General features: G+C 67.5%; 26 protein-coding genes. 10 read left to right on the top strand and 16 right to left on the bottom strand.

Annotated elements, in window-relative coordinates:
* Positions 1 to 33: 33 nt before the first annotated feature.
* From slmA to argB, 3 genes are read right to left on the bottom strand one after another with little or no spacing between them, the layout of a single operon-like run.
* Positions 34 to 696 (bottom strand): nucleoid occlusion factor SlmA, encoded by a 663-nt coding sequence (gene slmA / locus DIE02_RS17945; RefSeq protein WP_124486693.1) that lies wholly within the window; start codon positions 694 to 696, stop codon positions 34 to 36.
* Entirely contained in the window at positions 663 to 1,454 is a 792-nt protein-coding gene (locus tag DIE02_RS17940) for an HAD-IA family hydrolase (RefSeq protein ID WP_124486692.1), read from the bottom strand. The genes slmA and DIE02_RS17940 overlap by 34 nt, the downstream gene beginning before the upstream one ends.
* A complete protein-coding gene (gene argB / locus DIE02_RS17935) occupies positions 1,451 to 2,350 on the bottom strand; it encodes an acetylglutamate kinase (protein ID WP_006490510.1) in 900 nt (299 codons plus the stop codon). The genes DIE02_RS17940 and argB overlap by 4 nt, the downstream gene beginning before the upstream one ends.
* Positions 2,351 to 2,754: 404 nt before the next feature.
* On the opposite strand from argB, the gene DIE02_RS17925 reads away from it, so the two are divergent.
* The 3 genes from DIE02_RS17925 to DIE02_RS17915 all read left to right on the top strand — a co-directional run bounded on the left by DIE02_RS17925 (position 2,755) and on the right by DIE02_RS17915 (position 5,055).
* Positions 2,755 to 2,979 (top strand): cysteine-rich CWC family protein, encoded by a 225-nt coding sequence (locus tag DIE02_RS17925; protein WP_124486691.1) that lies wholly within the window; start codon positions 2,755 to 2,757, stop codon positions 2,977 to 2,979.
* 113 nt (positions 2,980 to 3,092) lie between these two features.
* The gene (locus DIE02_RS17920; protein ID WP_124486690.1) at positions 3,093 to 4,499 is read left to right on the top strand and encodes an ATP-binding protein; all 1,407 of its coding nucleotides are present in this window, start codon (positions 3,093 to 3,095) and stop codon (positions 4,497 to 4,499) included.
* A gap of 13 nt (positions 4,500 to 4,512) precedes the next feature.
* The gene (locus DIE02_RS17915; RefSeq protein WP_044847841.1) at positions 4,513 to 5,055 is read left to right on the top strand and encodes a response regulator transcription factor; all 543 of its coding nucleotides are present in this window, start codon (positions 4,513 to 4,515) and stop codon (positions 5,053 to 5,055) included.
* Positions 5,056 to 5,140: 85 nt separating this feature from the next.
* Here DIE02_RS17915 and hslU read toward each other — a convergent pair whose 3' ends face one another.
* The 8 genes from hslU to dapF form a co-directional block, all read right to left on the bottom strand.
* Positions 5,141 to 6,484 carry an ATP-dependent protease ATPase subunit HslU gene (gene hslU / locus DIE02_RS17910; RefSeq protein ID WP_044847842.1) on the bottom strand — a complete coding sequence of 448 codons (1,344 nt, stop codon included), beginning with the start codon at positions 6,482 to 6,484 and terminating at the stop codon, positions 5,141 to 5,143.
* A gap of 10 nt (positions 6,485 to 6,494) precedes the next feature.
* Positions 6,495 to 7,031, bottom strand: coding sequence for an ATP-dependent protease subunit HslV (hslV, locus tag DIE02_RS17905; RefSeq protein WP_006760749.1), 537 nt, complete (start codon positions 7,029 to 7,031; stop codon positions 6,495 to 6,497).
* Between the two features lie 238 nt (positions 7,032 to 7,269).
* Positions 7,270 to 7,686 (bottom strand): RNA polymerase-binding protein DksA, encoded by a 417-nt coding sequence (gene dksA / locus DIE02_RS17900; protein ID WP_006477498.1) that lies wholly within the window; start codon positions 7,684 to 7,686, stop codon positions 7,270 to 7,272.
* A gap of 492 nt (positions 7,687 to 8,178) precedes the next feature.
* Complete coding sequence (locus tag DIE02_RS17890) at positions 8,179 to 9,252, bottom strand: GTP-binding protein (protein ID WP_124486689.1); 1,074 nt, start codon at positions 9,250 to 9,252, stop codon at positions 8,179 to 8,181.
* Between the two features lie 198 nt (positions 9,253 to 9,450).
* Positions 9,451 to 10,665 carry a class I SAM-dependent rRNA methyltransferase gene (locus DIE02_RS17885; RefSeq protein WP_044847844.1) on the bottom strand — a complete coding sequence of 405 codons (1,215 nt, stop codon included), beginning with the start codon at positions 10,663 to 10,665 and terminating at the stop codon, positions 9,451 to 9,453.
* Positions 10,666 to 10,741: 76 nt separating this feature from the next.
* Positions 10,742 to 11,662, bottom strand: a complete 921-nt coding sequence (gene xerC / locus DIE02_RS17880; protein ID WP_124486688.1) for a tyrosine recombinase XerC — start codon at positions 11,660 to 11,662, stop codon at positions 10,742 to 10,744.
* 13 nt (positions 11,663 to 11,675) lie between these two features.
* Positions 11,676 to 12,401 carry a DUF484 family protein gene (locus DIE02_RS17875; RefSeq protein ID WP_124486687.1) on the bottom strand — a complete coding sequence of 242 codons (726 nt, stop codon included), beginning with the start codon at positions 12,399 to 12,401 and terminating at the stop codon, positions 11,676 to 11,678.
* Positions 12,402 to 12,440: 39 nt separating this feature from the next.
* Positions 12,441 to 13,310 (bottom strand): diaminopimelate epimerase, encoded by an 870-nt coding sequence (gene dapF, locus DIE02_RS17870; RefSeq protein ID WP_124486686.1) that lies wholly within the window; start codon positions 13,308 to 13,310, stop codon positions 12,441 to 12,443.
* Positions 13,311 to 13,729: 419 nt separating this feature from the next.
* On the opposite strand from dapF, the gene DIE02_RS17865 reads away from it, so the two are divergent.
* Both DIE02_RS17865 and DIE02_RS17860 read left to right on the top strand, forming a co-directional pair.
* The gene (locus tag DIE02_RS17865) at positions 13,730 to 14,008 is read left to right on the top strand and encodes a type II toxin-antitoxin system RelE/ParE family toxin (RefSeq protein ID WP_124486685.1); all 279 of its coding nucleotides are present in this window, start codon (positions 13,730 to 13,732) and stop codon (positions 14,006 to 14,008) included.
* A gap of 14 nt (positions 14,009 to 14,022) precedes the next feature.
* Positions 14,023 to 14,325 carry a HigA family addiction module antitoxin gene (locus DIE02_RS17860; RefSeq protein WP_044847849.1) on the top strand — a complete coding sequence of 101 codons (303 nt, stop codon included), beginning with the start codon at positions 14,023 to 14,025 and terminating at the stop codon, positions 14,323 to 14,325.
* Positions 14,326 to 14,346: 21 nt separating this feature from the next.
* Here DIE02_RS17860 and lpxL read toward each other — a convergent pair whose 3' ends face one another.
* Positions 14,347 to 15,231 (bottom strand): lauroyl acyltransferase LpxL, encoded by an 885-nt coding sequence (gene lpxL / locus DIE02_RS17855; protein WP_044847850.1) that lies wholly within the window; start codon positions 15,229 to 15,231, stop codon positions 14,347 to 14,349.
* Positions 15,232 to 15,495: 264 nt separating this feature from the next.
* Here lpxL and metK point away from each other — a divergent pair, with 264 nt between their 5' ends.
* Positions 15,496 to 16,683: a methionine adenosyltransferase gene (gene metK / locus DIE02_RS17850; RefSeq protein ID WP_044847851.1), complete on the top strand. Its 1,188-nt coding sequence runs from the start codon at positions 15,496 to 15,498 to the stop codon at positions 16,681 to 16,683.
* Between the two features lie 119 nt (positions 16,684 to 16,802).
* On the opposite strand, the gene DIE02_RS17845 is transcribed toward metK, so the two are convergent.
* Positions 16,803 to 17,144: a hypothetical protein gene (locus DIE02_RS17845; protein ID WP_044847852.1), complete on the bottom strand. Its 342-nt coding sequence runs from the start codon at positions 17,142 to 17,144 to the stop codon at positions 16,803 to 16,805.
* A 353-nt stretch (positions 17,145 to 17,497) separates the two neighbouring features.
* On the opposite strand from DIE02_RS17845, the gene DIE02_RS17840 reads away from it, so the two are divergent.
* Complete coding sequence (locus tag DIE02_RS17840) at positions 17,498 to 18,271, top strand: phytanoyl-CoA dioxygenase family protein (RefSeq protein ID WP_124486684.1); 774 nt, start codon at positions 17,498 to 17,500, stop codon at positions 18,269 to 18,271.
* 158 nt (positions 18,272 to 18,429) lie between these two features.
* Here DIE02_RS17840 and DIE02_RS17835 read toward each other — a convergent pair whose 3' ends face one another.
* Positions 18,430 to 18,636 (bottom strand): DUF3185 family protein, encoded by a 207-nt coding sequence (locus tag DIE02_RS17835; protein WP_044847854.1) that lies wholly within the window; start codon positions 18,634 to 18,636, stop codon positions 18,430 to 18,432.
* 184 nt (positions 18,637 to 18,820) lie between these two features.
* On the opposite strand from DIE02_RS17835, the gene mgrA reads away from it, so the two are divergent.
* Positions 18,821 to 19,864, top strand: coding sequence for an L-glyceraldehyde 3-phosphate reductase (gene mgrA / locus DIE02_RS17830; RefSeq protein ID WP_124486683.1), 1,044 nt, complete (start codon positions 18,821 to 18,823; stop codon positions 19,862 to 19,864).
* A gap of 119 nt (positions 19,865 to 19,983) precedes the next feature.
* Here the strand turns inward: mgrA and DIE02_RS17825 are convergent, their stop codons facing one another.
* Both DIE02_RS17825 and DIE02_RS17820 read right to left on the bottom strand, forming a co-directional pair.
* Positions 19,984 to 20,169 carry a hypothetical protein gene (locus tag DIE02_RS17825; RefSeq protein ID WP_014895742.1) on the bottom strand — a complete coding sequence of 62 codons (186 nt, stop codon included), beginning with the start codon at positions 20,167 to 20,169 and terminating at the stop codon, positions 19,984 to 19,986.
* Between the two features lie 307 nt (positions 20,170 to 20,476).
* Positions 20,477 to 21,358, bottom strand: coding sequence for a DMT family transporter (locus DIE02_RS17820; protein WP_124486682.1), 882 nt, complete (start codon positions 21,356 to 21,358; stop codon positions 20,477 to 20,479).
* An 823-nt stretch (positions 21,359 to 22,181) separates the two neighbouring features.
* Here DIE02_RS17820 and DIE02_RS17810 point away from each other — a divergent pair.
* Together DIE02_RS17810 and DIE02_RS17805 are read left to right on the top strand one after the other, a co-directional pair.
* Complete coding sequence (locus DIE02_RS17810) at positions 22,182 to 22,394, top strand: hypothetical protein (protein ID WP_011886311.1); 213 nt, start codon at positions 22,182 to 22,184, stop codon at positions 22,392 to 22,394.
* 49 nt (positions 22,395 to 22,443) lie between these two features.
* Positions 22,444 to 23,475: a serine/threonine protein kinase gene (locus tag DIE02_RS17805; protein ID WP_124486680.1), complete on the top strand. Its 1,032-nt coding sequence runs from the start codon at positions 22,444 to 22,446 to the stop codon at positions 23,473 to 23,475.
* Positions 23,476 to 23,540: the final 65 nt, after the last annotated feature.

Raw genomic sequence — 23,540 nt, 5'->3', positions numbered from 1 at the left:
GTCCGGTCGTGCCGAGTCGGATGGAAGCGCGCGTCACTGCAGAATCAGCCGCAAATGCGCATCGGCCTGTTCCCCGGGCGGCTTCTGGAACCCGCCTTTGGCAAAGCGATGCCACCGGCCGATCACATAGCTGACGAGCAGGCTTGCGCGCGCGGCGGGATCGTAATCGGCCGGCAGCACGAACGGCGCCGCGCCGTCGGGCGCCTGGGATTCGGTGCGCGCGACCCGCAGGCACTGCTTGACGGTCGCCTCGATCCGGTCGAGCAGCTGGTTCACGCGCTCGGTGAGCCGCTCGTCCTCGCCGACCAGCGCCTCGCCGGTCAGCACGCGCGTCATGCCGGGGTTCTTCGCGGCGAAATTGAGCATCGTCAGCGCGATCGTGCGTGCCTGCAGCACGCCGTTCGGCTCCTTCGCGACGATCTGGTTGACGAGGCCGAACAGCGCCTGCTCGATGAACTCGATCAGCCCTTCGTACATCTTCGCCTTGCTGGAGAAGTGCCGGTACAGCGCGGCTTCCGACACGTCGAGCCGGGCCGCGAGCGAGGCCGTCGTGATTTTTTCGGGCTTCGGCGCCTCCAGCATCGCGGCGAGCGTCTGCAGGATCATCACGCGCCGCTCGCCCGGCTTCGGGCGCGGGCGGGACGGCGTGGCCTGGTCTTCCGTTACGGCTTGGTCCTGCGGGTAAGTCGGCTGCATTTTTGTCGCCCCGATCGTGTGCCCAGTCGCAGCGATTTTAACGAACGAATGCGCTGGTCGACATAATGCGGCCGGCCGATGTTCGGCAGATGACCCGGAAGGTGGCCCGTGATCCATACGGTGCCGATGCCGAGGCGCTTGTAGCGCTTCAGGTGGCTGCGGGTATCCTCGACGAGGATCGCGTCGGCGAGCCGCGCGTGCGCGGCGCGCAGCGTGCGGCGCAGCATCGTGTGATCGGGCTTTGCGCGCCACGCACGCCGGTCTCGCATGTGCTCGATCGCGATCACGCGCTCGAACAGGCGTTCGATGCGCAGCTCGCGCAGCACCGCGCGCGCGTAGTTCTCGGGCGCGTTGGTCAGCACGAACTTGCGGCCCGGCAGCGCGGCGATGATGCGCGCAAGGCCGCGCTCGGCGCGCAGCATCGCGGGCAGGTCGGAAAACGTGTGCACGACCCGCAGGAAGTCGTTCGGATCGATCGGATGGTGGCGCGTGAGGCCGAGGAGCGCGGCGCCGTAGCGCTGCGTGTAGCCGGTGCGCAGGCGATCGGCTTCGACGCGCCCGACGTGGAGCGTGTCGATGATGTATTGCGTCATCGCGCGGTTGATCTCCGGGAAGATCGCGTGCGATGCGTGGTGAAGCGTGTTGTCGAGATCGAACAGCCAGACAGGCGAGCCGGCGCGCGGCCGGCTGCGGGAGATGCGCCGGCGTCGCAGCGACGCCGGCAGGTCGGGGCGGGTGGTCTTGCGGCGCGCGCTCAATGCGAGCGGATCATCGTGCCGAACGGCTGCTCGGTCAGGATTTCCAGCAGCACCGAGTGCTCGATGCGGCCGTCGACGATGTGCACCGACTTCACGCCGCTCTTCGCCGCGTCGAGCGCCGACGAGATCTTCGGCAGCATGCCGCCCGAGATCGTGCCGTCCTCGAACAGCGCGTCGATCTCGCGCGCCGACAGGTCGGTCAGCAGGTTGCCGTCCTTGTCCATCACGCCGGGGATGTTGGTCATCATCAGCAGCTTCTCGGCGTTCAGCACCGTGGCGAGCTTGCCCGCGACCAGATCGGCGTTGATGTTGTATGAGAGGCCGTCCTCGCCGAAGCCGATCGGCGAGATCACCGGGATGAATGCGTCGTCCTGCAGCGCCTTCACGACCGCCGGGTTGATCGCCTCGACTTCGCCGACCTGGCCGATGTCGATGTACTGGCCCGGATTGTCGCGGTCCGGCATCAGCAGCTTGCGAGCATGGATCAGGCCGCCGTCCTTGCCCGTCAGGCCCACCGCATGGCCGCCGAAGTGGTTGATCAGCATCACGATGTCCTGCTGGACTTCGCCGCCCAGCACCCATTCGACGACTTCCATCGTTTCTTCGTCGGTGACGCGCATGCCCTGGATGAAGGTGCCGGCCTTGCCGATCTTCTTCAGCGCATGATCGATCTGCGGGCCGCCGCCGTGGACGATCACCGGATTGATGCCGACCAGTTTCAGCAGGATCACGTCGCGCGCGAAACCCTGCTTGAGCCGCTCTTCCGTCATCGCGTTGCCGCCGTATTTGATCACCACGGTCTTGCCGTGGTAGCGGCGGATGTACGGCAGCGCCTCGGCGAGGATTTCTGCCTTCAGCGTGGGGGCGATCTGCGAGAGGTCGATGGGCTCGGACATGGCGGCGGCTCTGGCTGGGAACGGTTGAAACAGGGCGAATTGTACAGGAGTGGCGCAGCGCAGCATCGGGTTTTTGGGCTGGCCGGACGGCCGATCGCGCGGGCCCGGCGCCACGCGCGGCGGCCCGTCGGCCATGGCGCCGGACCCTGCGCCGGACCCTGCGCCGAACCCCACGCCGAACCCCACGCCGAACCCCACGCCGAACCCCACGCCGAACCCCACGCCGAACCCTGCGCCGACCCCCGCGCCGACCCCCGCGCCGGCGGCGCGAGCGGGGCGACGTGCGCCGCGTGCGGCGCGGTGTCGGCGGCACGCATCGGCCGGACGGCAGACGTGCAAAATCCGTGCGCCGCGCTATGCTTGTCGCGTAGGGCGACGTGCATGCCCGCTTTCACGCTTGAGCCATGACCGATTCCGCCGCCGCCGCCCGTTCGACCCCGCGCCGAGCGCGTTGCCCGCACTGCGGGCGCGGCTTCGACTGCGGCGCCGGCACGCAGCCGTTCGAGTGCTGGTGTGCATCGATGCCGGCCCTGCCCGGCGGCGCGCCGTCGGCAGCCGGTACGCGTTGCCGCTGTCCGGAGTGCCTCGCCGACGAGATCGCGCAACGCATGACCGGTGCGGCCGGCTGACGGTTGCCGGCCCGTGCAACCCGATGCGACGCCGGCTCGCCCGGTGCTCCGTTCGTCCCCACCGATCCGGCCCCCGGTAGAGGCGCCGGGCGCTAAACGGGTAAACTGCTCGGATGCAACGAATCACCACCACCGGGCGCGTCAACCTCAGTCACCTGTTCTGGCTGCGCAATCTCGCGATCATCGGCCAGCTCGTGACGATCGGCGTCGTGCAGACCTATTTCGGCGTGCATCTGCCGCTGCCGGCGATGCTGATGGTCATCGCGCTCGAAATCGTTTTCAACGCGCTGACCTGGGTGCGCGTGCTGCGCGCGCGGCCCGAGACCAATTTCGAGCTGCTCGGCCAGCTGTGGGTCGACCTCGGCGCATTGTCGGCGCTGCTGTTCCTGTCGGGCGGCACGACCAACCCGTTCGTGTCGCTGTACCTGCCGTCGCTCGCGATCGCGGCGGCCGTGCTGCCGTGGCACCTGATGATCTGGCTCGCGGCGTTCGCGGTCGCGTGCTACGCGGCGCTCGGCTTCGATTCGGTGCCGCTCAACATGGATAACCCGGCGAACCTGTTCGACTACTACCGCACCGGGATGTGGGCGAACTTCATGGTCAGCGTCGGGCTGATCGCATGGTTCGTCGCGCGCATGTCGAACGCGCTGCGCCAGCGCGATGCGGCGCTCGGCGAGGCGCAGGCGCACCTGCTGCGCGACGAGCGGGCGGTCGCGCTCGGCGTGCAGGCGGCCACCGTCGCGCACGAGATGGGCACGCCGCTGTCGACGATCGCGATGCTCGCGGAGGAACTGCGCGATGCGGCCCGCGCCGATCCGGGGCTCGCGCGCTACGAGGGCGACCTGAAGGTGCTGGAAGAACAGATGACGCTCTGCACGTCGGCGCTCGCGCGGCTGCGCAGCCGCGCGAGCGCGCCGGCGAGCCGTCAGCCGGTGGATGACTGGCTCGACACGTTCGTCGAGCACTGGCGCCTGCGGCATCCGCACGTGCAGTTCGAGCTGCTGGGTGCGCGCCCGTCTGGCGTCGCGCTCGACGACACGGTCGCGGCCGGCCAGATCCTGACGATCCTGCTCGACAATGCCGCGCGGGCGAGCCCGCACCGCGTGACGCTGGCCGCGAAGCTCGCGCACAACGACCGGGCGGGCGACCAGATCGAATTCGAAGTATGCGACGACGGCCCGGGCATTCCGGCCGCATTGCGCGAATCGCTCGGCGCGATGCCGGTCGACAGCACGCAGGGCGGACACGGGGTCGGCCTGTATCTTGCGTTCAGCGCGGCCGCGCGCCTCGGCGGCGAGGTCGAGCTGTCCGATGTCACGCCGCGCGCGGCGGGCGGCAACGGGCGCGCGGGTGGCGGTGCGAACGGTCATGCAGCTGCTGCGTCGGGCCAGCGCGCGAGCGAACGAGCGGCAGCCGCGCCGGACAGCCGCCCGGCTGGCGTCCCCGGCCGCGGCACCCGCGCGGTGCTGCGCCTGCCGGTGGCGCGCGTCACGGCGCCGGCCGCTTCAACCAACACGTAGACGGAGAAACCACATGAGCGAGAACAATTTCCTGGTGATCGACGACAACGAGGTGTTCGCGGGCACGCTCGCGCGCGGCCTCGAGCGCCGCGGCTACGCGGTCCAGCAGGCGCACGACAAGGAGGCGGCGCTGCGGCTCGCGGCCGGCGGCAAGTTCCAGTTCATCACCGTCGACCTGCACCTCGGCGACGATTCGGGGCTGAGCCTGATCGCGCCGCTGTGCGACCTGCAGCCCGACGCGCGGATTCTCGTGCTGACCGGCTACGCGAGCATCGCGACCGCCGTGCAGGCCGTGAAGGAAGGCGCCGACAACTATCTCGCGAAGCCGGCGAACATCGAGTCGATCCTGGCCGCGCTGCAGACCAACGCGAGCGAAGTGCAGGCCGACGAGGCGCTCGAGAATCCGGTCGTGCTGTCGGTCGACCGGCTCGAATGGGAGCACATCCAGCGCGTGCTCGCGGAGAACAACAACAACATTTCGGCAACCGCGCGCGCGCTGAACATGCACCGCCGCACGCTGCAGCGCAAGCTCGCGAAGAAGCCGGTGCGGCAGTAAGCGGCGCGGCGGCAGCGGCCGGCCGCCCCAACGAAAACGGGCGGCCCCGAAGGAGCCGCCCGTTTCGCATTCGCCACCGCGCGCGTTACAGCACGTAGCGCGACAGGTCTTCGTCCTGCGACACTTCGCCGAGCGCACGGTCGACATACTGCGCGTCGATCGTCACGCGCTCGCCGGCGTGGTTGCCGGCCGAGAACGACACTTCCTCGAGCAGCTTCTCGATCACCGTGTAGAGCCGGCGCGCACCGATGTTCTCGGTCTTCTCGTTGACCGCGTACGCGATCTCGGCCAGGCGGCGAATGCCGTCTTCGGCGAACTCGAGCTGCACGTCTTCGGTGGCGAGCAGCGCCTGGTACTGTTTGACGAGGCTGGCATCGGTCGCGACGAGGATTGCCTCGAAATCCTTCACCGACAGCGAGTCGAGCTCGACGCGGATCGGGAAGCGGCCCTGCAGTTCGGGAATCAGGTCGCTCGGCTTCGCGAGGTGGAATGCGCCGCTCGCGATGAACAGGATGTGATCGGTCTTCACCATCCCGTACTTCGTGTTGACCGTCGTGCCCTCGACGAGCGGCAGCAGGTCGCGCTGCACGCCCTGGCGCGACACTTCGCCGCCGCTGCCTTCGTTGTTGCGCGACGTGATCTTGTCGATCTCGTCGAGGAACACGATGCCGTTCTGCTCGACGTTCTGCACGGCCTTCGTCTTCACTTCCTCGTCGTTGAGCATCTTCGCCGCTTCCTCGTCGGTCAGCAGCTTCAGCGCTTCCTTGATCTTCACCTTGCGGCGCTGCTTCTTGCCGCTGCCGAGGTTCGAGAACATCGAGCGGATCTGCTCGGTCATTTCTTCCATCCCCGGCGGCGCCATGATGTCCATGCCGGCCGACGGCTGCTCGAGGTCGAGCTCGACTTCCTTGTCGTCGAGCTGGCCTTCGCGCAGGCGCTTGCGGAAGGTCTGGCGCGTCGCGTTGTTGTCGTCGTTCGCGTGGTCGGCATTGCCGCCGAAGCCCACCGCGCGCGGCTGCGGCAGCAGGATGTCGAGGATGCGGTCTTCCGCCTGGTCGGTGGCCTTGCTGCGCACCTTGCGCATCTCGGATTCGCGCGTCTGCTTGACCGAGATCTCGATCAGGTCGCGCACGATGCTGTCGACGTCGCGGCCGACGTAGCCGACCTCGGTGAACTTGGTCGCTTCGATCTTGATGAACGGCGCGTCGGCGAGCTTCGCGAGGCGTCGTGCGATTTCGGTCTTGCCGACGCCCGTCGGCCCGATCATCAGGATGTTCTTCGGCGTGATTTCCTGGCGCAGCGGGTCGGCGACCTGCTGGCGGCGCCAGCGGTTGCGCAGCGCGACCGCGACGGCCTTCTTCGCCTTGGCCTGGCCGATGATGTGCTTGTCGAGTTCCGAGACGATCTCGGCAGGGGTCATGGTGCTCATGGGGCGGTCCTTACTCGATCGTTTCGATGATGCGGTTGTGGTTCGTGTAGATGCACATGTCGCCGGCGATCTCGAGCGACTTCTCGACGATCTCGCGCGGCGACAGCTCGGTGTTCTCCGCGAGCGCGCGGGCCGCGGCCTGCGCATAGGCGCCGCCCGAACCGATCGCGCAGATGCCGCCTTCCGGGTCGAGCACGTCGCCGTTGCCGGTGATCACGAGCGTGGTGGTCGCGTCGGCCGTGATCAGCATCGCCTCGAGGCGGCGCAGCATCCGGTCGGTGCGCCAGTCCTTCGCGAGCTCGACGGCCGCGCGGGTCAGGTTGCCCTGGTGCTTCTCGAGCTTCGCCTCGAAGCGATCGAGCAGCGAGAACGCATCGGCGGTGCCGCCCGCGAATCCGACCAGTACCTGGTTGTTGTAGATCCGCCGCACTTTCCGCGCGCCACCCTTCATGACGATGTTGCCGAGGGTTACCTGGCCGTCGCCGCCGAGCGCGACCTTGTCGCCGCGCCGGACCGAAACGATGGTCGTGCCGTGAAATTGCTCCATCTGCGTTCCTTGAGAAAAACGGGGAAGAGTCGGGCGGCGCGACGCGCCGCCGCGTGAATCCGCAGTGCGCCGGGGAGCGGCCCGGCGCGCGTCCGTTTCATTTTAGGGCGGGCGCCGGGATATCAAGAGGGGGACGCAAATCGGCCGGCGGGCCGGGAACGGGTGCCGGAAAAACAAAAAGCGCGCGGCAGGCCGCGCGCTTTCGGGAAGCAGCGTGTCGGAGCGGAACGCCGCTCGATCAGTCGCCGAACAGCTTCTGGCGCAGCTCGCGGCGCTCTTGCGCCTCGAGCGACAGCGTGGCCGTCGGACGCGCGAGCAGGCGCGGGATGCCGATCGGTTCGCCGGTTTCCTCGCACCAGCCGTAGTCGCCGGAATCGATGCGGGCGAGCGACTGCTGAACCTTCTTGAGGAGCTTGCGCTCGCGATCGCGCGTGCGCAGCTCGAGCGCGTGCTCTTCCTCGATCGTCGCGCGGTCGGCGGGATCGGGGACGATCACCGTCTCGCGCAGGTTCTCGGTCGTCTGGCCTGCGTTCTTGAGGATGTCCGCCTGCAACTGTTCGAGCCGATTTTTGAAGAAGGCGAGCTGATCCTCATTCATGTAATCCTTGTCGCTCATCTTCAGGATTTCGGCTTCGGTCAAGAGTTTCTTCGTCATCTGCTTGCTTCTTCAATGTGCGGCAAATCAGGAGATAGTGCCTGCACTTTGGGATTACCCGCAACTGCCGCTTGCAATCATTTGCGATTTGCCGTCGCGGGGCCGAAAGCCTCTGGAAAACCGGTTCTCAAATACCAGGACAGGCCTGGCGCGGATTTGCGCGCGCGGCGAACCGGTACTGCGCGGCAGATCGCATCGGCCGCGGCCGGGTGGCGGATGGGCGATCCGGCGCGGTTGCGATGCCCGGGTAATGGTTCTGCAAGAACCGGGCCTGTTATTGCCGTACTCCAGCGGGCACGTATTGTAACTGAATCGCAAGCGGGCGCCGTATCGGGTCGATCCCCGTCGGCTGCGCCAATATCTAGAAAATATAACGCGCAAATCGCGAAAAAGCGATGACGGCGAAACCCTGCCCGGAAACGGCACCCCGCAAGCCCCGCGGCCGCCCGCGAAGGCGGCCGCACGGAAGGCCTGCGACACCGGCCCGACCGCTCAGGCGAGGCAGGCGTCGAGGCCGTCGGTGATCAGGTCCTGCGGCAGGTCGACGCCGATGAACACCATCTTGTTGGTCTTCTTCTCGACCGGCAGCCACTTCGCGGCGAGGTCGCTGCCCATCATCTGGTGCACGCCCTGGAACACGACCTTGCGGTCGACGCCCTTCATGTACAGCACGCCCTTGTAGCGCAACATCCGTTCCCCGTAGATCTGCAGGATGCCGCCGAGGAAGTCTTCCAGCTTGTTCGGGTCGAACGGACGGTCGTTGCGGTACACGAACGACTTGATCTTGTCGTCGTGGTGCGCGTGATGATGATGGCCGTGGTCGTGATCGTGCGCGCATTGACCGTGATCGTGGTCGCAATCCGCGTGATCGTGATCATGGTCGTGATCGTGGTGATGGTGCGCGTGGTCGTCCTCGGCGAGGAAGTCCGGGTCGATCTCGAGCTTCGCGTTCAGGTTGAAGCCGCGCAGGTCGAAGATTTCCTTGATGTCGGCTTCGCCAAAATTCACGACCTTGATCGTCGCCTTCGGGTTCATGTGCATCAGGCGGTGCTTGAGCGCCGCGACGGCCTGGTCGTCGACGAGGTCCGACTTCGTGATGAACAGGCGATCGGCGAAGCCGACCTGGCGCTGCACCACTTCGTGTTCGTCGAGCTGCGCGTTCGCATGCTTAGCGTCGACCAGCGTGATGACGGCGTCGAGCAGGAAATCGTCGGCGATCTCGCTGTCGATGAAGAAGGTCTGTGCGACGGGGCCCGGGTTCGCGAGGCCGGTCGTCTCGATCACGATGCGGTCGAAGTCGAGCTTGCCTTCGCGCTTCTTCGCGGCCAGATCGCCGAGCGCGCGGGCGAGGTCGCCGCGGATCGTGCAGCAGATGCAGCCGTTGCTCATCTGGATGATCTGCTCGTTCGTGTCCTGGACGAGGATCTCGTTGTCGATGTTCTCTTCGCCGAACTCGTTCTCGATCACGGCGATCTTCATGCCGTGCTGTTCATTCAGGATGCGCTTGAGCAGCGTCGTCTTGCCGCTGCCGAGGAAGCCGGTGAGGATGGTGACGGGAGTGGCCATGTCGGTCGCCTGTGGTTCGTGAATCGGGGTCAAAACCAGGATGTGTGCGTCGCGCCGTCGACTCGCGAGCCGGGGCGCACAACCATCCATTGAAACATACCTGTCAAGCCCTCGCCCGTCGTCCGGACGACAGGCGAGAGCGCGGTTCCGCCAGCGCACGAACGGCCGGCGGACGGGTGTGCGTCTAGATCGGGGCGATCAGACGATTTGCAACAGCAGGCCCTTCAGATATTCGCCTTCCGGGAACGCGGCGAGCAGCGGGTGATCGACGCCCGCGCCGAGCCGCTTCAGGATCCGCGCGTCGACCTTCGCGTCGGCAGCCGCGCCCGCGACGATCTTCTGGAACAGGTCCATGTCGATCGCGCCCGAGCACGAGTACGTGAACAGCAGGCCGCCCGGACGCAGCAGCTTGAAGCCGCTCAGGTTGATGTCCTTGTAGGCGCGCGACGCGCGATCGACGCTGTCGCGCGTCGGCGCGAACTTCGGCGGATCGAGCACGATCAGGTCGAAGCGCTCGCCTTCGTCGACGAGGCGGCGCAGCGTCTTGAACGCGTCCGCGTCGAGCCAGGTCGCGCGGTCGGGATCGAAACCGTTCGCGACGACGTTCTGCTGCGCGAGCGCGAGCGCGTCGCCCGACGAATCGATCGACACGACGCGTTTCGCGCCGCCCTTGAGCGCCGCGAGCGAGAAGCCGCCCGTGTAGCAGAAGCAGTTCAGTACGTCGCGGCCGTCCGCGTATTGCGCGACGAGCGCGCGGTTGTCGCGCTGGTCGACGTAGAAGCCGGTCTTGTGGCCGTTCGGCACGTCGACGTGATAACGCACGCCGTTTTCGTTCGCGATCAGCGTAGCGGGCGGCGCGTCGCCGGCGAGCACGCCGGTCGTCTGCGCGAGCCCTTCCTTGTCGCGGATCGACACGTCCGAGCGTTCGTACACGTTCGGGCAGCCGGTCGCGCCGCTGAGCGCCGCGACGATCGCATCCTTCCATGCCTCGACGCCCGCGGCCATGAACTGGCACACGAGCTGGCCGCGCGGCGCGGCGCCCGGCTCCGCCGTGTCCGCGACGTAGTAGTCGACGATCAGCCCCGGCAGCCCGTCGGCTTCGCCGAACACGAGCCGCACCGCGCCCGTGCCCGACACCATCGTCGTGCGGTGCGCGACCGCGCGCTGCACGCGGCGCTTGAAGAAGGCGTGATCGATCGGCTCGTTTTCGTCGAAGCTCCACACGCGCACGCGGATCTGCGACTGCGGGCTGTACGCGCCGCGCGCGAGGAAGCGGCCGTCGTGCGCGCGCACGACCACGGTCGCGCCGGGGGCGGGCGTGCCGTCGACGCGGTCGATCGCATTGGCGTAGATCCACGGATGCCGGCGCAGCAGCGATTTTTCCTTGGACGGTCTGAGTGTGACGGTTTGCATGATCGGATCGATTGGGGCCGCGGACGGCGCCGGCCGTTGCCGGCCGCCGCGCGCGGCGGGTAGGGCGGAACGCGCGTCAGTCGCGCTTCTTCGCGCGCGGATGCGCGCTGTCGTAAATTTTCGCGAGATGCTGGAAGTCGAGCGACGTGTAGACCTGCGTGGCGGCGACGCTCGCGTGGCCCAGCAGCTCCTGCACCGCGCGCAGGTCGCCGCTCGACTGCAGCACGTGCGTCGCGAACGAATGGCGCAGCACGTGCGGGTGGACGTTGGCGGGGATGCCCGCGGCCAGCGCCGCGCGCTTCACGCGGTCGCGCACGACGCCCGGCGCCATCCGGTTGCCGCGCACCGACACGAACAGCGGATGCGGATCGTGCTTCACGAATTCGCCGCGCACCGCGAGCCACGCGTTCAGCGCGTCGATCGCCTTGCGGCCGACCGGCACCTTGCGCTCCTTGTTGCCCTTGCCGCGCACGGTGACTTCGGCTTCGGCGAGATCGAGCCAGCCGGCCGAGCGGTAGCCGTCGGCCTGCGTATACATGACGTCGAGCCCGACCAGTTCCGCGAGGCGCAGCCCGGACGAATAGAACAGCTCGAGGATCGCGTGATCGCGGATGCCTTCGGTCGTGCCGGCGAGCGGCGTATCCATGAGTGCGACCGCATCGTCGACCGACAGCGCCTTGGGCAGCGATTTCTCGCGTTTGGGCGCGCGCACCCCGGCAACGGGATTCGCGGGCAGCTCGACGCGCTGCGCGAGCCAGCGATAGAACGCACGCCATGCGGAAAGCCGGTGCGAGATCGAGCGAGCGGACAAGCCGCCCGCGTGTGCGCGCACGACCGCGCCGCGCATGTCGGCGGCCGTCAGCGCGTCGAGCGGGCGGCCGGCGGCGAGTTTCTTCAGTTCGTCGAGTTCGTGCGTGTACGCACGCAGCGTGTGTTCCGACAGCTGCCTGACGTGTTTCAGGTTCGACAGGTAGGCGGCGATCGGATCGTCGGTCATCGCGGGAGCGATCTCAATGCGGCAGCAGACGCGTGAGCGCGGCGCTCGCGAGCGTCGCGATCTGCGCGAGGAAGTCGGTCGCCATCCCGTCGTGGAAGCGGCGCGGATCGGGCGAGCCGAGCACGAGCAGGCCGAACGCGGGCGCATCGGTGCCGCCGAGCGGCGCACGCAGCGCGAGCAGCGCGACCGACGTGGCCGCGCCGTCGCCGGCCGGCGCGGCTTCGGCGCCTTCCGCCGCATTCGCGGCCGGCGCCGCGAGCGCGGGCGCGAGCCACTGGGCCGCTTCGAATCCGGTGTTCGCGCCGCAGTACGGCGTCGACAGCCCGTTCGTGAAGAGCCGCACTTCCTCGCCGACCTGGCGCGCGAAATCGGCCTGCGCATAGGTGTCGGCGACGTCCCAAACGCGCAGCGCGGTTTGCGGCACATCGAACACGTCGGCGATGCCTTCGGCGATCGTGCGCGGCAGCGCGTACGGGTCGCGTTCCGCGATCACGCGCGCGGTCCAGCGGCTGAACTTCGCGGACAGGCTGTCGTTCTCGTGGCCGTAGCGCACGAGCTCGGCGAGCCGGCGCTCGAGATGCTTGTTCTTGTCGCGCAGCATCTCCATCTGCCGCTCCTGCAGCGAGATCGCGGCCTTGCCGTGCGGGTTCGCGAGACGGATCGTCGCGAGCAATTCCGCATGTTGCGCGAAGAATTCGGGATTGGCGAGCAGGTAGTCGGCGACTTCGCGATCGTTCATGTGGCTGGAGCGTTCTTCGGTTATCGGGACGTTGAAGGGTCAGACGTTCAGGTCGATCTCGCCTTCGAACACGGTGGTGGCGGGCCCGGACATCATCAGCGCGGCGGCTTCGTCGCGCGCGCCGCCCCAGCCGATCGTCAGCGTGCCGCCATGCGTGTGCACGGTCACCGGCGAATCGAGCAGGCCGCGCCGGATGCCGGCCGCCACCGCCGCGCACGCGCCGGTGCCGCATGCGAGCGTCTCGCCCGCGCCGCGTTCGTACACGCGCAGCTTCACCTCGCTGCGCGACACGATCTGCATGAAGCCGGCGTTCACGCGCTGCGGGAAGCGGGCGTGGCGCTCGATCAGCGGGCCTTCGTCGAGCACGGGATACGCTTCGACGTCGTCGACGACCTGCACCGCGTGCGGGTTGCCCATCGACACCGTCGAGATCCAGCGCGTGTGGCCGCCGACGTCGAGTGGCCACAGCGTGTCGTTGCCTTCCGTCCGGCCGTCGAGCCCCGCGGCGTCGAACGGCACCTCCGCCGGCGCAAACACGGGCGCGCCCATGTCGACGACGACTTCGCCGTTGTCCTGCATCGTCAACGTGATCAGGCCCTTCATCACCTGCACGCGCACGCTGCGCTTGTCGGTCAGGCCGCGGTCGCTGACGAACTTCACGAAGCAGCGCGCGCCGTTACCGCAGTGTTCGACTTCGCCGCCGTCGCAATTGAAGATCCGGTACTTGAAATCCGCGCCGTCGACGGTCGGTTTCTCGACGAGCAGCAACTGGTCGGCGCCGATGCCGAAGTGTCGGTTGGCGAGCGCGCGCACCTGCGCCTCGGTGAGCGGCGGCAGCGCGCGCGAATAGCTGTCGAGCACGACGAAGTCGTTGCCCGCGCCGTGCATCTTGGTGAACGAGAGTTTCACTGGGTCCGGAATTCCATGGCGAACAGGGCGGCCGGCACGACGGACGCGGCGCGCCGTCATGCCGGGCGGCGTCGTTCGTCGTGCTGATCTCAACCGCAAATGATACATGCAGCCGACAGGGGCGTCCTGCGCGGGCGGGGCGCCGGGTGCCGTTCGGGCGGCGGAGCGCGGCGATGCCGGCCGATCGGCTGACTGGTCGCGTGGGCACCGAGTCGGCAGATTGAGGTGGTGCGGTGTGGCGAGCGTTGTCGGGACAGGTGAATCCGGCGGTACGCGTCGCGCCGTTTCCAGCGCACGGGATTTCGCCGCGTGCGCGTTTTCGTACCGGTCAAATTGACAAATCAATCAGGCGATTCGTATAGTCTGGCTATACGCCATGTGGGCCATGCCGTCGAATCGCACTCGAGTGTGGGAGGCCCATGATCAAGTCATGGCAGCACAAGGGGCTGGAAGCGTTTTTCACGAACGGGAGCAAGGCTGGCATCCGGCCGGATCATGCCCCGAGGTTGCGGCGCCAGCTTGCCCGTCTCGACATGGCGAGCCAGCCGTTCGACATGAACGTACCCGGCTGGCGCCTGCATGGCCTCGCCGGCGGGCTGGAGGGTTACTGCTCGGTGAGCGTGAGCGTCAACTGGCGCCTGACGTTCAGATTCGAGGGCCCGGATGCCGTCCTGGTCAACTATCAAGACTATCACTGAGGTCATTCAACGCCATGACTCGCATCTTCAATCCGCCCCATCCGGGCGAGGCGCTGCGCGACGACGTCTTGCCGGCGCTCGGCCTGACCGTCACCGAAGCCGCCGCGCAGCTCGGCGTCACGCGCGCGGCGCTGTCGCGCATCCTGCACGGCCATGCCGGCATCTCGCCTGAAATGGCGCTGCGTCTCGAAGCGTGGCTGGGCGAGGAAAACGGCGGGAAGGCGGATCTGTGGCTGGCGCAGCAGTCGGCCTACGATCTCTGGCAGGCGCGCGCGAAAGGCGCGCCGAAAGTGGCGAGGGTACAGGCGCGTATCTGACGACGCGCCCGCGGGTTCGACTCAGTAGAGGCTCGGCTCGCCGGGCGGGCGCGTCTTGAAGCGCTTGTGCACCCAGTAATACTGCTCGGGCATCAGCGGAATCTGCTCTTCGAGGAATTCGTTCATCCGCCGCGCGTCGAGATCGTCGTCGCCGGTCGGATAGTGATCCCACGGCTTGAACACCTTCAGCCGGTAACCCTGGTAGTTCGGCAGCACTTCGCCGATGAACGGCACGACCTGCGCGCGGCCCGTCTTCGCGAGCCGGCCGACGGCCGTCAGCGTGCACGCGGGCACGCCGAAGAAGGGTACGAACGTCGAATTGCGCAGCCCGTAGTCCATGTCGGCGCCGAGCATCACCGGCTTGCGGTCGCGCAGCCAGCGCAGCACGACGCGCGCGCTGTCCGCGCGGCCGACCATCTCGGCGTCGAAACGCCCGCGCGCCTTCTTCGCTTCTTCCTCGAGTATCGCATTCGAGAACGGCTGGTACAGCGATCCGCAACGGCGCTGCAGTGAACGGTTCAGCCAGATCGAGCCGGCTTCGATGCCGACGAAATGCAGGCCCAGGAACAGCGTCGGGGGCAGATCGGGGTCCGTGAGATCGACCGCGCTGTCGACCTGGATCAGTTTCGCGAGCTTGCGCTCGGAGCCGAACCACTGGACGCTGCGCTCGACGTAGCTGCGGATCGCGTGGCGGAAATGCCGGCCCGCCACTTCCTCGCGCCGCTCGTCGCTCCAGTCGGGGAAGCAGAGTTTCAGATTGGTATGTACGATGCGCTTTCGCCGGCTGGGAATCTGGTACAGCAGCCAGCCGAGGCCGTCGCCGAACCGTGCGGTCAGGCCGTACGGCAGCAGGGCGAGCAGCTTCAGCAAGCCGATGGCGAGGTGCGTGCCGAGGCGGCCTAGCATGCGGAATCTCCGTGGGGCCGGCTGGCCGGCGCGTTGCGAACAGGGGGGTAGGACAGCGGACGATGCAGCACGGGTGGCGCTCTGTGACAATTCACGAAAGCCGCTATAATACGGGCTTCGCCGAGTTAACTGACAACTTGCGGGGCGAAGCCGGCTGGCGCGAAGCGCGCTGCCCGGTCCTGGTAATCCGCTAAAGCGTCGCCGCTTCAGGCCAACGAAGCTGGCTACGTGAAACCCACCGTAACCACACAGGAGCCTGAAAAAGTGGCAAACGATTATCTCTTCACGTCCGAATCCGTCTCCGAAGGCCATCCGGACAAGGTCGCGGACCAAATCTCGGACGCGATTCTCGACGCCATCCTCGAGCAGGACAAATACTCCCGCGTTGCGGCCGAAACGCTGTGCAACACGGGTCTCGTCGTGCTGGCCGGTGAAATCACCACGACGGCCAACATCGACTACATCCAGATCGCGCGCGACACCATCAAGCGCATCGGCTACGACAACACCGACTACGGCATCGACTACAAGGGCTGCGCGGTGCTCGTCGCGTACGACAAGCAGTCACCGGACATCGCGCAGGGCGTCGACCGCGCGCATGACGACAACCTCGATCAAGGCGCGGGCGACCAGGGCCTGATGTTCGGTTACGCATGCGACGAAACGCCGGAACTGATGCCGCTGCCGATCTACCTGTCGCACCGTCTCGTCGAGCGCCAGGCCAGCCTGCGCCGCGACGGCCGCCTGCAGTGGCTGCGCCCGGACGCGAAGTCGCAGGTCACGGTCCGCTACGTCGACGGCAAGCCCGATTCGATCGACACCGTCGTGCTGTCGACGCAGCACGCACCGGACATCGAGCTGCCGGCGCTGCGCGAAGCCGTGATCGAGGAAATCATCAAGCCGACGCTGCCGGCCGACCTGATCAAGGGCGACATCAAGTTCCTGGTGAACCCGACCGGCCGGTTCGTGATCGGTGGCCCGCAGGGCGACTGCGGCCTGACGGGTCGCAAGATCATCGTCGACACCTACGGCGGTGCCGCACCGCACGGCGGCGGCGCGTTCTCGGGCAAGGATCCGTCGAAGGTCGACCGTTCGGCAGCGTATGCCGGCCGTTACGTCGCGAAGAACATCGTCGCGGCAGGTCTCGCATCGCGCGCGCTGATCCAGGTGTCGTACGCGATCGGCGTTGCCGAGCCGACCTCGGTGATGGTCAACACGTTCGGCACGGGCCGCGTGTCGGATGCGGTGATCACGAAGCTCGTCCGCGAGCATTTCGACCTGCGTCCGAAGGGCATCATCAAGATGCTCGACCTGCTGCGCCCGATCTACGAGAAGACGGCCGCTTACGGCCACTTCGGCCGCGACGAGCCGGAATTCTCGTGGGAAGCAACCGACAAGGCACTCGCGCTGGCCGAAGCGGCTGGCGTGGAGCCGACGGCACGCGTCGCATAAGCGTCGTCCGCCTGAAACGAAAAACCCCGGCATGCCGGGGTTTTTTTATGCGCGTCGCGCGCCGGCGGAATGACGGCGCGCGCGACGATCGTGGAGGGCAGCGTGCCGCCGGCTCGGCTTCAGCGTGCGCCGAACCCGAACCAGCCGTTGCTCGCCGCGAGGCGGCGCGGGCGATTGACGCGGCGCTGCGGGCCCAGCGTGCGGCGCAGCGCGAGCGCGCGCAGCGACGACGGCTTCTGCAGCAGCGAGCGCAGGCCGGCGCGGCGGGCGAATGCCTGTGCGCTCATCATCGAGAAGAACGCGTGGAACCACGCGCGGATGCCGTCCAGCCGGCTGTGCGCGTGCGTGTGCTCGGCGAGCGCCTGCGTGCGCGCGCGGTGATGGCGCAGCGGGCGGGCGGGAGCGGACGGCACGACGCGCTTCGCAGCGCGGCTGAGACGGGAAGTCAGACGGAATGGCATGTGAACGATGCTTCGCTTGTATGGATGGCGCCCTTGAAGAGCGCACTGGTATGAACGGCCTCGGATGGCGCAACGGATCTTACCGAAAGTCGTTGCGCGCCGCGCCCGCCAGAATTGACAGGCCGCGACAGGCTACCGGGGTTTCATGACGTGCAAAAGTCGCGATAAACCCTTGTGCCGCAAGCGTGTCGTCGCATACCGCCTGTCGCTGAGGCTCGCGCCGCGCCGCACAGTTCCCTTGAGCCAGATCAAATCGGCGATTGGCATGCCCCTGCGTACGACAATGGCGCTGTTCGCGGCATCCGGCGCCGATTTACAATCGTCACATTCACACAATAAACGTCTGGCATCCCATGTCGTCTTCATTGCAGTCGGAATCGATCCGCGCGCAAGTCGCGGAATTGCGCGAACGCGGCTTCGTCGTCGCGCGCGGCCTCGTCGGCGAAGCGCAGTGCGCGACGCTCAAGCGGATCGCGGCGCGCCAGTTGCAGGAAGCGGCGGAGCCGATCGAGTTCGAGGCGGATTTGCGCTACCCGGGCGCGCCCGAGTCGAAGCATGCGCCGGGCGGGCATACGGTGCGGCGGCTGCTGGACGCCTACACGCGCGATCCGGCGTTCGCCGAGCGCGCGATCGCGCCGGAAATCGGCGCGTGGATGCGCGAGTACTTCGGCGAGCAGCCGGTGCTGTCGCGCGCGCATCACAACTGCATGATGACGAAGCATCCGGCGTACGGCAGCCTGACGGGCTGGCATCGCGACTTCCGCTACTGGTCGTTCGAACGCGCGGACATGGTGTCGGTGTGGCTCGCGCTCGGCCCGGAAACGAATGAAAACGGGGCGCTCTGGCTGGTGCCGGGTTCGCACACGGCCGAATTCGGGCCGGAAGCGTTCGACGACGCGAAGTTCTTCCGCAGCGACCTGCCGGAAAACCGCAAGATGATCGACGCGGCAACCTGCCCGCCGCTCCAGACGGGCGACGTCGTGTTTTTCCACTGCAACACGCTGCATTCGGCGGGGCAGAACCGCTCCGACCAGGTGAAGTTCTCGCTCGTCTACACGTATCACGGCGTGAGCAACCGGCCGGTGCCGGGCACGCGTTCGGCGGCGAAGCCGGAAGTGCAGTTCTAGCAGCGGTTCGGGCAGCGCTGCAGCCGCGTCGATGGTTCGATGCGGCGCGGCGGCCGCATGAGCGGATGAAGAAATGGGCGGCCTGGCCGCCCGTTGCGTTTTGTGCGGCCCGCATCGCGCGAGGCGGGCACGTCGTCATGCGTCGCGCGGCTGCGTGATCAGCGCTTGTTGGCTGGCATCGCGAGGCCGATCAGGCCGATCAGCATCGCGACGGCGCCGCCGGCGATCAGCAGGATCGTTTTCGTGGCGGGCGAGCCGGTGAAGAAGCGCGACACGTTGTCGTTGATCGAATGGAACGACTGGCCGCCGAAATACAGCAGCACGACGCCGCCGACGAGCAGCGCAACCGAGATGACCCGGGACATACCAACCTCGCTGTAACGGTGATTCGAGACGCCGCAGTGTAGGCGACGCGCGCAGCCGCGTCCATTGCCGTGCGCGCATCGGCCACGTTCGCTACCATAGCCGTCGTATGTTTCCTTCGCCGCCGGCGCGTGATGTTCGCGCGCGGCGCGCGTCCCTTCCCCGACGTCCTGACGGAACCGACTCATGGCCTACGAAGCAGCTTCCGAACGTTATGCCGACATGCAATACCGCACCTGCGGCAAATCCGGGCTCAAACTGCCCGCCCTGTCGCTCGGCCTGTGGCACAACTTCGGCGACTCGACGCCGATCGCGACGCAGCGCGAGATCCTGCGCACCGCGTTCGACCTCGGCATCAATCACTTCGACCTCGCGAACAACTACGGGCCGCCGTACGGCAGCGCCGAAACCAACTTCGGCCGGCTGCTGAAGGAAGATTTCCGGCCGTACCGCGACGAGCTGCTGATCTCGACGAAGGCCGGCTGGGACATGTGGCCGGGGCCGTACGGCAGCGGCGGCGGGTCGCGCAAGTACGTGCTCGCGAGCCTCGACCAGAGCCTGCAGCGCATGGGCCTCGACTACGTCGACATCTTCTATTCGCACCGCTTCGACGCACACACGCCGCTCGAGGAAACCGCCGGCGCGCTCGCATCGGCCGTGCAGCAGGGCAAGGCGCTGTATATCGGCATCTCGTCGTACTCGGCCGCGAAGACGCGCGAGATGGCCGAACTGCTCGCGCAATACAAGGTGCCGCTGCTGATCCACCAGCCGTCGTACAACATGCTGAACCGCTGGATCGAGCCGGACCTGCTCGGCACGCTCGACGAGATCGGCACGGGCAGCATCGCGTTCACGCCGCTCGCGCAGGGGCTGCTGACGTCGAAATACCTGAACGGCGTGCCGGACGACGCACGCGTGAACAAACCGGGCGGCGGCTCGCTGAAGCAGGATCACCTGAGCGCGGAGAACCTCGAGCACGTGCGCAAGCTCAACGGCATCGCCGAGCGGCGCGGGCAGAGCCTCGCGCAAATGGCGCTCGCGTGGGTGCTGCGCAATGGCCGCGTGACGTCCGCACTGATCGGCGCGAGCCGTGCGGAGCAGGTGCGTGAAAACGTCGGCGCGCTGAAGAATCTCGAATTCTCGGCCGACGAACTCGCGGAGATCGATCGCCACGCGATCGAGGGCGGCATCAATCTGTGGGAAAAGCCGTCCACCGATCAGGCGATCTGACCGGCAGCAACGACCGTCGATACGGGATGCGAAGCATTGCATGCCGTATCGCCGCGCACGCACACACGCCGTCGCGTCGCTGCAATGCAGCGACGTGACCGCCGCGCGCCGACGCGTGGCTAGAGGAGTGCAGGCAGGCCCTCGACGAGCAATACCGCAACGCCGACGCCGAGGATGACGCCGAGCACGCGCAGCAGGTTGTGGCGGAATTCGGTTGCGCACGGCACCGCGCCGAGAAATAGCGCTCCGGCCAGCGCCATCGGAATCAACAGGATGAAGTCGCCGATCGTGAAATAGGTCGTCATGCGTGTCTCCGTAGTGGGCCGGAACAGGCGCAGGCGCGACTTCCAGCCCCATGCCGGGCATTTCTCTTGTTCGGCCGACCGATTCGCGATTGCGAGCGGGTCGGACAGTTCGAGTATAGGCAAGCTCGCCGCGATTTTCGCTATCCGAACCATTAAAAGTATGCGGAAAACCCCGGGGATTCCGCATTTTTCCCGCGAATTGGACGAATGCCTTGCGCCAGTCTTTCCCGTTCCTTTCGATTGGCGCGGAAACGTCGTACGTGTTCGCTACGGGCTGCCGCACCCGCGGGCGCGGCAGCCCGGCCGCTTACGCGCGATCGGGTTGCGCGCGAACGGCGGGCGTGCGGAACACGAGCGCGAGGCCCCCGACGATCGCCCCCATGCCGGCGAGCGCGAGCGGTTCGGGCCGGTTGCCGAGCCAGAGCGCGTCCATCAGCGTGGTGACGACGGGCACGAGATAGAACAGGCTCGTCACGTTGACGAGATCGCCGCGCTGCATCAACCGGTAGAACAGCAACTGCGCGATCACCGAGATCACGATCCCGAGCCACAGCAGCGGCACGACGAACGCCCAGCCGATCTCGAGCGAGATCGGCCGGAACGGCAGGATCGCCACGCACAGCACGAGGCCGATCGCGTTCTGCAGCGGCAGCACGTCGGCAGGCGCCGCGCGCACGCGCTTTTGCAGCAGCGAGCCGGCGGTCAGCGCGACGAGCGCCGTGAGCGCGCAGGCGACGCCGATGGCCGGCAGGCCGGCACCGCCCACGCCGCGGCACACGACGAGCGCGAGACCGGCCAGCGACAGCCCGAGCCCGGCGATACGCATCGGTTGCCAGCGCCGCTCGACGATCGCGAGCGTGAGGATCGGCTGCACGCCGAGGATCGTCGCGAGCACGCCCGGCGCGATCCCGCGGTCGAGCGCGAGCAGGTAGAAGATCGAATAGCCGCCCATCATCAGCAGGCCGGTCAGCGCGGCCATGCGGCGCTCGCCGCGCGGCGGCAGCCAGCGTCCGCGCATGACGGCCAGCGCGAGCAGCACGAGTGACGCGAGCGCGAATCGCGCGGTGAGAAAGACGAACGCGGATGCGTGATGCAGACCGAGTTCCGCGAAGATCGCGCCGCTGCTCCACAGCAGGACGAAGAGCGACGTCACGCCATGCGCGGCGAGCGCGCGTTTGAACGAAACCATGTGAATCCACCTGTCGAACGGATCGAAACGTTCCATGTCGCGCGTGCGGGAACGCGTCGTGCGCGATCACGCACGAACGGCCCGAACGGGCAAATGGAAAACGGAAACCGAAAGCCGGCTGGTCAGCCGACGCGTGCCGCCGGCGGGGGCGGCGCGGCGCCGACGCGCGGCGGTGCGACAGGAGGAGGGAGGACCGACGGATGCGCGCACGCCTGCGGCCGCGAGTCGAACTGCGGCCGGGATTTTGCGAGAGCGGACGTGAGCGGATGCATCGTGTCGAAATGCGCTTGAACGCGAATGAACGTCAAAGGTAACGCAAGGCGGCCGTGCCGCGCAACCGCTGGCGCACCGGCACCGCCATACGCTATGGCGCCACGACGCTACGACATCACGCCGCACGCCGCGCGTCGGTAGCTGCGTGAGTCTCGTTCGAGGTAGGGGGCGCGGCATTGAGGCGCGAGGCCGCGGGCGTGGTTCCGTTCGCTGCGCTCACGCGAAGTCTCCTCGCGACCGGGCAAAGGGCAGACGATACGCCTGTCGTGCGATTCGCGTGCGCGCCGCGCGTATGGCCGGATTCGGCGGACAGTCACATTCGACAGGGTATGATGGGGGTATCCGCCCGTGCAAGCGCACGCGCGGCGCAGTGGTTGATTGGAGACATTCGACGAATTCGCGGCACTTCGCCTGCTTCTTCTTCTTTTCGCGCTTCGATAAACCGTGAACAATGGGATCACGCGCAACACCCCGACGAGGGCGGCGCGGATCGTGCATTTGCCGGCTCGCCAGCGAGCCGGGTTTCAAGTTTCAAGAGTGGGGAACCATCATGCATGTCGGGTCGATTGTCTGCACTACCCATATCGCAGTGCCGAAGGGCGCGCGCGGCATCGTTCAGCGCGTTCTGGGCGACATGGCCATGGTGACCTGGTACGCGGGCGTGCCGGGCGAGTCGAAGGAACTCAACACCGAGCCGTTCTTTCTCGAGGACCTGATCGACACCGGCGAATCCGTGCTGCCGGCCGGCGCCGCGATCCACTGAGCGCGCGTGCCGCACCGGGCGCTCGTGTTTCGGCGCGGCTGACGGCACAATGCGGGGCATGAAAGACGACACTCCCGCCCCCGCAGCTCCCGCCGGCCCGCCGTTCGCCGGCCTCACGCCCGAGTGCGTGCTCGACGCGCTCGACAGCGTGCTGATGCCGTCCGGGCTGCGCACCGACGGGCGCCTGCTCGCGCTCAACAGCTACGAAAACCGCGTCTACCAGGTCGGCATCGAAGACGGCCCGCCGGTCGTCGCGAAGTTCTACCGGCCCGCGCGCTGGTCGGACGACGCGATCCTGGAAGAACACGCGTTCGTCGCCGAGCTCGCCGCGCGCGAGATTCCGGCGGTGCCCGCGCGCACGTTCGACGGCCGCACGCTGCACGCGTTCGACGGCTTCCGCTTCTCGATCTTCGAGCGGCGCGGCGGCCGCGCGCCCGATCTCGACCGCAGCGACACGCTCGAATGGCTCGGCCGCTTCATCGGCCGGATTCACGCGGTCGGCGCGACCGAGCCGTATGTCGCGCGTCCGGTGCTCGACATCCGCACGTTCGGCTACGAGCCGCGCGACTACCTGCTCGCGCACGATTTTCTTCCCGACGATGTCCGGCCCGCCTACGAGACGGCGGTGAACCTCGCGCTCGAAGGCGTCGAGGCCGCGTTCGAGCGTGCGGGCGAGATTCGCCTGCTGCGCACGCACGGCGACTGCCATCCGAGCAACGTGTTGTGGACCGACGCAGGCCCGCATTTCGTCGACTTCGACGATAGCCGGATGGCGCCCGCCGTCCAGGATCTGTGGCTGCTGCTGCCGGGCGATCGCGAAGGCGCGTCGCGCGCGCTCGCGGACCTGCTCGCAGGTTATGAGGACTTCTGCGAATTCGAGCCGCGCGAGCTGCATCTGGTCGAAGCGCTGCGCACGCTGCGCTTGATCCACTACGCGGCCTGGCTGGCGCGCCGCTGGGACGATCCGGCGTTTCCGGCCGCGTTCCCGTGGTTCAACACGCATCGCTACTGGGAAGCACGCGTGCTCGAGCTGCGCGAGCAGATCGGCGCGATGCAGGAAGGGCCGCTCTGGCCCGTGTGACGTGCGACGGCGCGCGCGGCAGCGTCGCCGCGCGGCGTTCGCGGGCGGGCCGGCGCGCGTGGCGC

It is taken from the genome of Burkholderia sp. Bp8991, from assembly GCF_003853795.1.
Lineage (GTDB): Bacteria > Pseudomonadota > Gammaproteobacteria > Burkholderiales > Burkholderiaceae > Burkholderia.
Note: the sequence above shows the minus strand (reverse complement) of the source record. Positions and strands in the feature narration are given on the sequence as shown.